This window comes from Actinomyces urogenitalis DSM 15434, assembly GCF_000159035.1.
Taxonomy (GTDB): Bacteria; Actinomycetota; Actinomycetes; order Actinomycetales; family Actinomycetaceae; genus Actinomyces; species Actinomyces urogenitalis.
In genome coordinates this window covers 306,392-317,207 of sequence record NZ_DS999575.1, presented here as the reverse complement: position 1 = coordinate 317,207, position 10,816 = coordinate 306,392, and the positions used below count along the sequence as shown (strand labels likewise).

Below are 10,816 nucleotides of genomic sequence, written 5' to 3'. Positions count from 1 at the left end.
GCCGGGCCTTTCCTTGCTGCCGCCCTGGTGGCCGGGGGGCGCGTGCGCGTGCCCGACTGGCCTGCTGAGACCACACAGGCCGGCGACGCCTGGCGGTCCCTGCTGCCGCGCCTGGGCGGCCAGGTCAGTGCCGAGCCTCAGCCCAACGGCTCCCTGGTGCTCACCGCCAGCGGCACGGGACAGCTGTGCGGGATCGACGCGGACCTGTCAGCCGTGGGAGAGCTCGCTCCGAGTGTGGCGGCCCTCGCGCTGCTGGCCAGTGCCCAGGGCCACGCCAGCCGCCTGCGAGGGATCGCGCACCTGCGGGGCCACGAGACCAACCGTTTGGAGGCACTCGTGACCGAGATGAGACGGGTGGGGGGCCGTGCTCGCCAGACCGAGGACGGTATCGAAATTGAGGCGCTGCCTGCCGGAGCCAGTCTGCACCCCGCCGAGCTGCATGCCTACGCCGACCACCGCATGGCGACCTTCGCCGCGCTCGTAGGCCTGGGGGTGCCGGGCACCACGCTGGATGACGTGGCCTGCACCTCCAAGACCCTGCCTGACTTCCCCGCGATGTGGTCCCGCCTGCTGACCGTGGGAGCAGGAACCTCGCGCTTAGGCACCGGATCTCCCACGTCCCCGAGAGGAGAGGCCTGATGGCTCGCCGCGACATCGGCACCGACGACCCCCGCGTGCGCGTACGCCCTGGCAAGGGATCGCGTCCGCGCACCAAGCAGCGTCCCAACTATGACGACGCCGTGCGTGGCATGGTCACGCGTATCGACCGCGGCCACTACCGCATTCGCCTCACCGACCCCTCACTCACCCAGGACGGGTCGGGAGACATCACGGCGATGAAGGCCCGTGAGCTGGGCCGCGGCAAGGTGGTGGTCGGCGACGAGGTCTCCGTGGTCGGCGACGTCAGCGGCCGCAAGGACACCCTGGCCCGTATGGTGCGGGTCGAGGAGCGCGCCAGCCTGCTGCGCCGCAGCGCCGAGGACGGCGACGCAGCCGGGACGGAGAAGCCAGTCGTGGCCAATGCCGAGGTGCTCGTCATCGTCACGGCCGTGGCCGATCCCGAGCCGCGACCGCGCATGATCGACCGCTACCTCGTGGCCGCCTACGACGCCGGCATGGAGCCGCTGCTCGTGCTCACCAAGTCCGACCTGGCCGACGCCGGCCCGCTCCTGGCCCTGTACGAGCCACTGGGCGTGCGTACCTTCCCGACGTACCTGGATCCCTCCAGCCGCGCTGAGGCCACACGCGCTGCCGGTGACGGCGTGGCCGCGGTGCGCGAGGCGATCGCCGGGCGCACGGCGGTGTTCGTGGGGCACTCGGGGGTCGGCAAGTCCACACTCATCAACGCCCTGGTCCCCGGCGCCGACCGTGTCACCGGCCACGTCAACGAGGTCACTGGGCGGGGCCGCCACACCTCCACCAGCCTGCAGGCCCTGGAGCTTCCGGGCGGCGGCTGGGTCATTGACACGCCCGGTGTACGCTCCTTCGGCGTCTCACACGTCTCCAGCGCCGACGTTCTGCGTGGCTTCCCGGACCTGGCCGAGGTGGCCGCGGACTGCCCTCGCGGCTGCACCCACGCCGAGGGAGTGATCGACTGCACCCTGGACGCGTGGGCCGCAGTGGGACCCGAGGGGATCAGACGCGCCCGCCTGGACTCCTTCCGCCGCCTCCTTGCCCCTTCCCTGGAGGCCGAGGACCCGGTCCCCACCACCCATCGCCACTGAAGGAGAGACATGCATCTTCGCCCCGCTACCCCGACCGACCTAGACGCGGTGGCTGGCCTGCTGACCTCGGTGTTCATCCAGGACCCGCTCATGAGCGCGATCGTGGCTCCTGCCCCCGATCCACGCGCGGCCCTGGACCACCTCCACCGCGTGGAGCTGGCCGATCACTACCTGTCCCCCGATCCGGATCGGTGCCTGGGCGCCCGGGTCGACCTCGCTGTCCAGGGCGAGGCCGGCAGCGAACGCGTCCTGGGCGCCATGCTGTGGGACCCGCCAGCCGACGGCGATCCTGCCGGACCGCTGGGACCTGGCGACGCCCTTCCTGAGGGTCTGGACCTGGACCTGCTGGGTGGGGCCTGGGACCTGGTCCTGCTCGACGGCGCCCAGTGCGATGCCCAGCGCCCCACCGAGCCGCACTGGTACGCCTACATGATCGCCGTCGCGCCCGAGGCTCGCGGCACCGGAACGGGTACCGCCCTGTTCCGTCACGGTCTGGAGCGAGTAGACGCTGACGGCCTGCCCGCCCACCTGGAGTCCACCACGCCAGCCTCCAAGCGCCTGTACCAGCGCCTGGGCTACCGCGAGGTCGCCGAGCTCTCCAGCCCGCCGCTGCCGACCTACTGGGCGATGACCCGTCCCGCCCACGGCGCCGGGCTGCATGACCACTCTTTTTCCCGTCCGCGGGCATAAAGTTTTCGCGTGCCTGTCCGTCAGCATTCTCGCCTGCCTCGCCCGTCCTGGGACGACCTGTCAACGAGGGCTGAACTGTCCACCGCTCATCTGCGTGTGCTGGAGACGGTCGAGACCGCTCACCGGCCCCTGCGCGCCGCCGAGGTCGCACAGATGCTGGGTCTGCACCACAACACCGTGCGAGAGCACCTCGAGGCCCTGGTCAGCGCCGGATTCGTCTCGGCTGCCGCCCAGCCCACCGGCCGGCGGGGCCGCCCCGCGCTGGCCTACACCGCCGTCGCCCCGGATCCAGGCGAGGTCCTGGACTCCTACCTCGCCCTCCTTGACGCCATCGCCCAGACCCTGGGAAGCGGCGAGGATGCCAGGCGCCTGGCCCACGAGATCGGGCGCCGCTGGGCCCACGAGGCCGCACTCGACGACGCCGCGAGCACCACGACCGACTCCGACTCCGCCCAGGCGGATCCCACTCAGCTCCTGCGCCGCCTGCTGCCGGCGCTCAGCCGCATGGGCTTTGCCCCCGACCCCAGCAAGGACACGCTCGTCCTGCGCGCCTGCCCCCTGGTGACGGGCACGAGGGTCCCCCACGAGATGGTCTGCCACATGCACGAGGGCTTCCTCAACGAGGCCCTGGCCGGCGTCGCGTCGCGCGATGAGCCGCAGGAGCCTGGCGAGCGCCCTCACCTGGAGCTCACTCCCCTGCTGCCTGACGGCTGCCACCTGCGCTGGCAGCGGGGGTAGGGCCTGCCCTAGACGGCCTCCAGGATCCCCTTGGCGCCCTTGTCCATGTCAGCGAAGACGTGGGTCACCATCGCATAGTGCCCAGCCGCAGGCACCACGGCCTCGACGAAGCCTCCCTGGGCGGGCTGCAGGGCCAGGGCCTGCGACCCGCCGTGCCAAGCGCGTCCGATCTCCTGCGGCCCGCCCAGGAGGTAGGTGCCCTCCGCAAAGACCGTGTCGAACTGCAGACCGACGACGTGGAAGGAGGTGGGCAGGCTGGGACCGGCGTCGAGCACCCACAGCCGTATGCGCTCTCCCGCACGAGCCTGCAAGGGCGCCAGGGCGTACTGGAAGGCCACCCCGTTGAAGCACACGAGGTCCGGCGTCTTGGCAGCGATCTTGTCCGTCATCGCCGTCGAGGTCGCGGTCTGTTCCTCCTGCTGGCCGCTGTCCAGACCGAGATAGGTCTCGGCCTGGATGAGCAGGTACTCGCGGTCTACCTCGGCCAAGCCATCGGGGTCGATGATGACGGCACCGTACATTCCCGAGGCCAGGTGCAGGCTCATGGGGGCGGTTGAGCAGTGGTAGAGCCAGATCCCTGAGTGCTGTGCCGTGAAGGTGTAGACCAGCGACTCTCCTGGTCCGATCGAGCGCATGGGCTTGTCCGGGGAGACGATCCCGGCGTGGAAGTCGATGGAGTGGCTCATGGTGCCCCCGTTGACGAGCGTGACCTCGAAGGTGTCGCCCACCTTGCCGCGCAGGATGGGGCCCGGCGCGGTGCCGTTGTAGGTCCAGCGCGTCTGGTAGACCCCTGCTCCCACGTAGGCCTGCTCGACCTCAGTGACGGTGAAGGTCACGCGGTGCACGCTGTCGTGAGAAGACGGGACCAGGGCAGCCTCGTAGGGAGCAAAGCCCTCGGGAAGCGGTGCCTGGAGGTCGACGGTGGGGCTCACCTGCGCGCCGTGGTCCTCGTGGTCCGCGGGCGCGTCCGTCCCGGAGGCAGCGGCCCCGACAACCACCTGCATCACCATGCCCTGGGCGCGGTGCCCGGCGATCGAGCACCAGCCCTGGAGGGGGCCGGTGACGAGGCCGACCTCCAGCCGGGCGCTGCCCCCGGCTGAGACCCGACCGGTGGTAGCGCCGGTGTCCAGGACCAGGTCGTGGACCTGGTCGGAGGTGTTGTCCAGGGTGATCACGAGCCGGTCTCCGGCCTGGACCTGGACGGTGTCCGGGACGAATCGCATGCCCTCCACCCGCAGCGTGGTCTCAACGGTCCGGCCAGTAGCGGCGACGACGTCGCGGGTCCCGCGGTCCCCTGACCACTGACGCCAGGTGGACGCGGCGGCGCCTGCCACGACGGCAGCCCCGGTGCTGACCAGACCGAGCAGCACCCCGCGCCGGCCCGCTCCAACGCCAGTCTGCCCTCCTGCCGCACGCTCATCACGTGCGCTCCCCTTGCCTCTGGCCACGGCCGGGGCGGTTCCCGCGGTGACCTCGCGGCGAGAGGTAGCAGCAACAGGGCCGGTGGCGTCCTGCGAATCAGACGGACTGGTGGTCTCAGGCACGGCGAGGCTCCTTTTCACGTGGGGACAGGGCACCAACGGGTAGATGGGCGGCGCCTGGGGCGAGCGCCGGCGGGCCGACGGTGAGGCTGGTGGCTACGACGTCGTCGTCCCCGCGGCGGGTGCGGCGGACCAGCTCCCGCGCGCTCAGCCCCATCCCCACCACGACGTAGGCCGCCACCGCGCCGGCGAGCAGGGCGCCCGCCATACGGACGGTCCAGGGCAAGGGCGTGGCCACCGCGAGCGCGAGACCCGCGTTGGTCGCCGTGACCCGGTAGGCGGCGGCGCGGTCCATGACACGGTTGGTCAACCGGGTCGTCGCCGGTCCTCCACCCAGCATGACGGGGGTGAGATAGCTCAACGCCGCTCCCAGGACCTGGAGGGCGAATCCTGCTGCCAGCGGCACGCGCAGGAGGTGGATGACCTCGCGGGCCTGGTCCAGGTTCGGCGCCGTGGTCACGCCCAGGCCCATCCACACCACGCAGCCCAGGAACCAGGCGACTGCGGCCGCGGATGAGGCAGTGGAGAAGGAGGTGGGTGGCACGCGACGGGCCGTGCGCCAGGCTGGCACGAGGACGCCGCCGGCCCCGGCCAGGTAGACCAGGGTCCCGAGCCCAGCAGCCGGCTGCCACAGGCCCGAGCAGGCGACCATCACGGTCCCGCCGACCAGCGCCGGCAGGCCTCGGCTCGTCCAGGTGGGGGCACAGGGCTCCATCTTGGTGCGCAGCATGGTGGGCCACAGCACGGTGAGGGTGCCCAGCACCGTGGTTCCCACAAAGCCGAGCAGCATGGTGGTGGTGTGGGCCAGGTAGAAGACGTCAGACAAGCGTGCCCAGCCACGCTCCGCGGCCCAGCTGGTGAGATAGCCGAGCACCGCCCCGATGGCAAGCAGGATCAGGGCCAGGGCGTAGTGGACCGCCAGCCCTGCCAGGCGCGGGGCGACGGCGCGGTGGTACTGGACCGCGATCGCGACCGCTCCGGCTAGGGCCGCGGCTGTCACGAGGCTCATCCCGGCCATCGCGAGCACCTGGTGGTGGGAGGTGATGCCGACCAGGACCGCGAGCGTTCCCAGGCCGTGTACCGCCAGACGCAGGTCCACCAGCGCCGCGCCTCCCAGCGCCGGGCGGTGCAGGAGGGTGTCAGCGAAGTGGGCCGACCACACGGTGATGGCTGAGCCGATCCCGCCCAGCAGCAGGGTGTGCAGCGCTATCCACTGTCCCCAGGCTGCCAGCGGGCCGGCCAGGATGAGGACGGCGAGCACTCCGGCCACGATCACCCAGGCCAGGACAACTCCGTTGCGCCGCACCTGTTCGCGGCGCCGGTGTCCACGGCGGCCACGTGCCGCCTGGAGCGGTGAGAGCGTCACCCTGCCCGCCGTGGCGCCCCCGCCCTGGGACGAGGATCCGACGCCGAGCGGTCCGGCCCTCAGCGTGATCAGGGCCGAGGTGACCAGGAAGACGAGGACAGCCAGGACCCCCATGATCCCCCCGGCCTGCCAGGCGCGGACCTGCTCGCTGACCAGTCCGGCTACACGGACCACCAGGCTCAGGTGCAGCAGGACAAGGGGGAGCCACATGATCCTGCGGTAGGGCAGCTGCCGGTGCAGGAGAGCCGGCAGGATCGTGGGAGCGTGGGCGAGGACCATCGAGAAGGCGAAGCCGAGCGAGAGGGCGTGGATGATGATCTCGTAGGCAGCCCCGCTTCCCTGGGTCCAGGCGGTCAGCGTCCAGGCGAGACCGCCCACGGCGAGCCAGAGGTATCCGGCCATCATGCAGGCGGCCGCCAGACGCACTCCCCCGGTTGCGCGGACGGTGCGTCGGGCGACGTCGTACCAGGCCATGACGACGCCGAGCCCCAGCAGCGCGGGGCCGCTGGCGAGCCTGCCCGTCCCGGTGACAGGCAGCGCGCACGCCCCTAGCAGCGCGATCACGGCCAGAGCGCGCACGACGGCCTCAACCACAGGATCGAGAAAGGCGACCCGCGCCAGCTCCAGACGCTCACCGACCACGGTCAGGACCGGGAAGAGCAGCCACAGCGGGACTGCGGCCACGACGTCGTGGCCTGCGAGCCAGGTGAGGTTGCCCAGGACCAGCGCCACCGCGCCCAGGGACTCCACGTCCAGGGCGACTGAGACGGCTCGGCGGTAGACGCAGGCGTAGACCGTGAGCAGGACGAGGCCGGAGACAAGGACCATGCCCTGTCCCAGGACCTGTGGCGCCCCGGCGACCAGCGCCAGACAGCCGCCGGCGCTCAGCGCCGGTGCGGCCAGGGCCCAGCGCGCACGTGCGGCCACCGCGCGTTCCAGGCTGATGAGCGTGCCGAGGAAGCCCACTTCCATGAGCGGGCCGTGCAGCGCAGCCAGGCGTGCGGTCAACGTCCCAGCCACAGGTGCCCCTGTCCCCAGGCGCAGCAGCGCAGCGTCCAGGCCGCTGAGCACGCACGCCGCAGCCAGGACAAGCAGCGCGAGTCGCGGCAGCACCTTGTTTTTCACAAGGCAAACCGTAATAAAATCAGTTCCGTGCGGCAACGACGCACGGCTCACAGCTACCGTATGCCGCTGTGAGCCGCAACCTACCCAGACAGGAAGAGGGAAGCAGCATGAGCGACGCTCCCACAACCATCCCGGTCCAGGACGTCTCCCCCTCGCAGGCCCACGGCGGGTGCGGCTGCGGATGCGGCCACGAGTCCGAGCGGCTCACGCTGGACGCACGTGCGATTCCTCACCGGCTGCGGCACGCCGCCGTCATCGGAGCCGCCTCCAGCCTCACGGTGGGCGAAGGCTTCGACCTCGTCGCCCCGCACGTACCAACCCCACTGCTCAACCAGATCGACCAGCTCCCCTTCACCTTCCGTCACAGCGTGATCGAGACCTCAGAGGGCTTCGCGCGGGTCGAGATCCTGCGCACCGCCTGAGCCTTAAGGCCCGCTACCATCGATCTATGACCTGCTTGGCCGACCTGACGTCTGTGTCCGGTGCGCCCGTGGCGGTCCCCGACGTGCTCGTGGACCGCCACGGGCGCACCGTGCGCGATCTGCGACTGTCGGTAACCGACCGCTGCAACCTGCGCTGCACCTACTGCATGCCCGCCGAGGGCCTGGAATGGCTGCCCACGCCGTCCCTACTCACTACCCAGGAGATTGCGCGCCTGGCCCGGATCGGGGTGGAGCGCCTGGGGATCGAGCGCATCCGGCTGACCGGGGGCGAGCCGCTGATGCGCAAGGACCTGGAGGAGATCGTCGCCTCAGTCTCCACGCTGCGCTCGGCTCGCACCGGGACCAAGCCGGACATCGGGATCACCACCAACGGTCTCGGCCTGGACAAGCGGGCCGCCCGCCTGCGTGCGGCCGGCCTGGACCGGGTCAACGTCTCCATCGACACCCTGGACCCCCGGGAGTACAGCCTGGCCACGCGCCGCGACCGCCTGGAGGACGTCCTGCGCGGAGTGGCCGGCGCCGAGGCCGCCGGCCTGGCACCCATCAAGGTCAACGCCGTGGCCATGCCGGGCACGCTGGACCGCAGGGCCGCCCGCCTGCTGGCCGAGTGCCTGCGCCGGGGCTGGCAGCTGCGCTTCATCGAGCACATGCCACTGGGGCCGCGTGAGTCCTGGCGCCCCGAGCAGGTCGTGGGGCAGGAGGAGATCCTCCAGGTCCTCACCCAGGCAGGCTTCACCCTGCGCCAGGCCGGGCGCGCCGACCGCCGCCCCGCCGCCCTGTGGCACGTCAAGGCCGGCCGCCTGGACCCTCGGGCGCTGTCCTCCCACGAGGGGGCGGGCGCCTACCCGGCAGGAAGCGTCGGGATCATCTCCTCAGTCACCGCCCCCTTCTGCCACGACTGCGACCGCACCAGGGTCACGGCCGACGGCCGGCTCATGACCTGCCTGTTCTCCTCCACCGAGACGGACCTGCGCACGCCGATGCGCCAGGGCGCCACGGACGAGGACCTCATTCGTCTCTGGGCCGGGGCGACCTGGGCCAAGCCGCTGGCTCACGGCAGTGACGAGCCCTGGGCGGTTCCGGACGGCTTCACCAGGCCCGCCCGCACCATGTCCGCCATCGGCGGCTGAGGGCGCCTGCGCCACTCCCGCACCGCCAGTCCCGTCGACACCACGCCATCCCGAGGAGGTCACCCGCCTATGAGCGATCCCGTCCACGACACCATCAGCCTGGAGGTCCACTACTTCGCCGCCGCGACCGAGGCAGCCGGCCGCGCCCAGGAGCGGATCGAGGTGCCCAGCGGCACCACGCTCGCCGCGCTACGCGAGCAGCTGGCCGGACGAGGCCTGGCCATGGCCAAGGTCATCGCCGTCTCCAGCTACCTCGTCAACTCCCTGTCCACGCCCGCGGACTCGCTCACGGCGCTCGCCGACGGCGACCGCATTGACGTCCTGCCGCCCTTTGCCGGCGGCTGAGGTGCCTGGCCGGCCACCGCGCTCAGGCGATATTGGACCATTCCCGTGTGCCGTCATCGAAGAGCTGGTGCTTCCACACCGGCATACGCTTCTTGACCTCCTCCACCAGGTCACGCACGGCGTCGAAGGCCGGCGCGCGGTGGTCCGCGCTCACCGCCACCCCCAGCGCCGTCTGGCCGATCTCCAGGTCCCCGACCCGGTGGACGACGGCGATCGCCCGCAGGCCCGGGCGGCAGGCGACCTCGGCAGCGATCTGGGCGACCACGTTGCCAGCGGTGGGGTGGGCGGAGTAGGCGATCCCACGCACCCCACGTCCGCCGTCGTGGTCTCGCACCATCCCGTCAAAGGTGACGACGGCTCCCGCACCGCGGTCCTCGACGCTGGCGGCGAGCTGCGCCACGCTCACCGGGGCCTCGGTCACCTCAGCGCGCACCACGCGCGCCGCCTGGCCCGCAGCCCCGGCTCCGCCCGCCTGCGCAGCTGGCATGCTCTCCATCGATCCTCCGTAGGTCCTCGGTCCTGGGCGCAGGCTGGGTGCCCGTCGCGGCGACGACGGTACACGGGATCCGTCCTCCCCGCTCACCCCCCACCGCACGCCCGCCTCGGCTCGGCGATCCGCCCGCCCGCGCGGCATGATGGACCTCAGTCCCACACCACCACAGGAGGAGCCGTGCCACAGATGATTCCCGTCGAGGACTACGTCGCCAAGGTCCTGGCTCCTCTACGCCCCCTGGCCAGCGTGGAGCTACCCCTGGCGCAGGCCCACGGCCTGGTCCTGGCTGAGGACGTCACCGCGGCCCTGCCCGTCCCTCCCTGGACGAATTCGGCCATGGACGGCTACGCGCTGCGGGCCGCGGACACAGCCGGTGCCACCACGAGCACGCCCGTCATGCTGGCGGTGACCGGAGACGTCCCGGCCGGCGCGGTCCCACCCGCCCTCCAGGCAGGCACCGCCATGCGCATCATGACCGGCGCCATGCTGCCCGAGGGCGCCGATGCCGTGGTCAAGGTGGAGGACACCGATCAGCAGGCCGGTCACCACCCGCTTCCCTCCCAGGTCGCGATCAGGGCCGAGGCCTGCGTAGGGCTGTCCGTCCGCACGGCCGGTGAGGACGTCGCCGTCGGCGACCCGGTCCTTGGCGCCGGCACTCTCCTGTCAGCCACGGCGATCTCGGCCCTGGCCTCGGTGGGGCGCTCCCGGGTGCGGGTCCTGCCCCGGGTGAGGGTCGCCGTCGTCTCCACCGGCTCCGAGCTCGTCGAGCCCGAGGACACGCTGCGCCCCGGCACCATCCCGGACTCCAACAGCCTGCTGCTGGCCGGGCTGGTGGAGGAGGCCGGAGGCCGGGTCACCTTCACCGCTCGCGCCGCAGACACGGTGGAGTCCTTGGAGACGGTGCTGGCTGAGGCGGCCGGCCAGGCGGACCTCGTGCTGACCTCCGGGGGCGTGTCCGCCGGCGCCTTCGACCCCCTCAAGATGCTCGGCCAGGCAGACCCGGGCCGGCTGCGCGCCCTGGCCGGCGCGGAGCTGTCCTTCGCCAAGGTCGCCATGCAGCCGGGCAAGCCGCAGGGTCACGGCACCCTGCACACCCGGCAGGACGCGCAGGCAGGCCCGGGCCGCGAGGTGCCGATCCTCATGCTCCCGGGCAACCCGGTCAGCGTCCTGGTCTCCTTCACCCTCATCGTCGTCCCGGCGCTGGCTCGCCTGGGCGGCTTC

At 71.8% G+C, this 10,816-nt stretch carries 11 protein-coding genes; 8 read left to right on the top strand and 3 right to left on the bottom strand.

Annotated features, from left to right (window positions below; all coding sequences use genetic code 11):
- The 4 genes from HMPREF0058_RS07325 to HMPREF0058_RS07310 form a co-directional block, all read left to right on the top strand.
- Positions 1-639 (top strand): 3-phosphoshikimate 1-carboxyvinyltransferase (locus HMPREF0058_RS07325; RefSeq protein ID WP_006549119.1); only part of this gene is annotated, 639 nt, incomplete at its 5' end.
- Positions 639-1,724, top strand: a complete 1,086-nt coding sequence (gene rsgA, locus HMPREF0058_RS07320) for a ribosome small subunit-dependent GTPase A (protein WP_006549118.1) — start codon at positions 639-641, stop codon at positions 1,722-1,724. The genes HMPREF0058_RS07325 and rsgA, both read left to right, overlap by 1 nt.
- 9 nt (positions 1,725-1,733) lie before the next feature.
- A complete protein-coding gene (locus HMPREF0058_RS07315) occupies positions 1,734-2,414 on the top strand; it encodes a GNAT family N-acetyltransferase (RefSeq protein ID WP_006549117.1) in 681 nt (226 codons plus the stop codon).
- Between the two features lie 9 nt (positions 2,415-2,423).
- Entirely contained in the window at positions 2,424-3,152 is a 729-nt protein-coding gene (locus HMPREF0058_RS07310; protein WP_040319758.1) for a helix-turn-helix transcriptional regulator, read from the top strand.
- Positions 3,153-3,160: 8 nt separating this feature from the next.
- Here the strand turns inward: HMPREF0058_RS07310 and HMPREF0058_RS07305 are convergent, their stop codons facing one another.
- Together HMPREF0058_RS07305 and HMPREF0058_RS13430 are read right to left on the bottom strand one after the other, a co-directional pair.
- Positions 3,161-4,696, bottom strand: a complete 1,536-nt coding sequence (locus tag HMPREF0058_RS07305) for a multicopper oxidase domain-containing protein (protein WP_081449203.1) — start codon at positions 4,694-4,696, stop codon at positions 3,161-3,163.
- Entirely contained in the window at positions 4,689-7,184 is a 2,496-nt protein-coding gene (locus HMPREF0058_RS13430; protein ID WP_006549114.1) for a DUF8744 domain-containing protein, read from the bottom strand. Before HMPREF0058_RS13430 ends, HMPREF0058_RS07305 begins: the two co-directional genes overlap by 8 nt.
- A gap of 107 nt (positions 7,185-7,291) precedes the next feature.
- Here HMPREF0058_RS13430 and HMPREF0058_RS07290 point away from each other — a divergent pair, with 107 nt between their 5' ends.
- From HMPREF0058_RS07290 to HMPREF0058_RS07280, 3 genes are all read left to right on the top strand, one after another.
- The gene (locus tag HMPREF0058_RS07290; protein ID WP_006549113.1) at positions 7,292-7,606 is read left to right on the top strand and encodes a DUF2249 domain-containing protein; all 315 of its coding nucleotides are present in this window, start codon (positions 7,292-7,294) and stop codon (positions 7,604-7,606) included.
- 26 nt (positions 7,607-7,632) lie between these two features.
- Positions 7,633-8,757 carry a GTP 3',8-cyclase MoaA gene (gene moaA, locus HMPREF0058_RS07285; protein WP_006549112.1) on the top strand — a complete coding sequence of 375 codons (1,125 nt, stop codon included), beginning with the start codon at positions 7,633-7,635 and terminating at the stop codon, positions 8,755-8,757.
- Positions 8,758-8,826: 69 nt separating this feature from the next.
- Entirely contained in the window at positions 8,827-9,102 is a 276-nt protein-coding gene (locus tag HMPREF0058_RS07280) for a MoaD/ThiS family protein (protein WP_006549111.1), read from the top strand.
- Positions 9,103-9,124: 22 nt separating this feature from the next.
- Here the strand turns inward: HMPREF0058_RS07280 and HMPREF0058_RS07275 are convergent, their stop codons facing one another.
- Positions 9,125-9,598: a molybdenum cofactor biosynthesis protein MoaE gene (locus HMPREF0058_RS07275; RefSeq protein ID WP_006549110.1), complete on the bottom strand. Its 474-nt coding sequence runs from the start codon at positions 9,596-9,598 to the stop codon at positions 9,125-9,127.
- Between the two features lie 183 nt (positions 9,599-9,781).
- On the opposite strand from HMPREF0058_RS07275, the gene HMPREF0058_RS07270 reads away from it, so the two are divergent.
- Positions 9,782-10,816 (top strand): molybdopterin molybdotransferase MoeA (locus HMPREF0058_RS07270; protein WP_006549109.1); only part of this gene is annotated, 1,035 nt, incomplete at its 3' end.

Coding starts and splice junctions, on each gene's coding strand:
- rsgA (WP_006549118.1), top strand. CDS start 639: ATGGCTCGCCGCGACATCGGCACCGACGACCCCCGCGTGCGCGTACGC.
- HMPREF0058_RS07315 (WP_006549117.1), top strand. CDS start 1,734: ATGCATCTTCGCCCCGCTACCCCGACCGACCTAGACGCGGTGGCTGGC.
- HMPREF0058_RS07290 (WP_006549113.1), top strand. CDS start 7,292: ATGAGCGACGCTCCCACAACCATCCCGGTCCAGGACGTCTCCCCCTCG.
- moaA (WP_006549112.1), top strand. CDS start 7,633: ATGACCTGCTTGGCCGACCTGACGTCTGTGTCCGGTGCGCCCGTGGCG.
- HMPREF0058_RS07280 (WP_006549111.1), top strand. CDS start 8,827: ATGAGCGATCCCGTCCACGACACCATCAGCCTGGAGGTCCACTACTTC.
- HMPREF0058_RS07275 (WP_006549110.1), bottom strand. CDS start 9,598: ATGGAGAGCATGCCAGCTGCGCAGGCGGGCGGAGCCGGGGCTGCGGGC.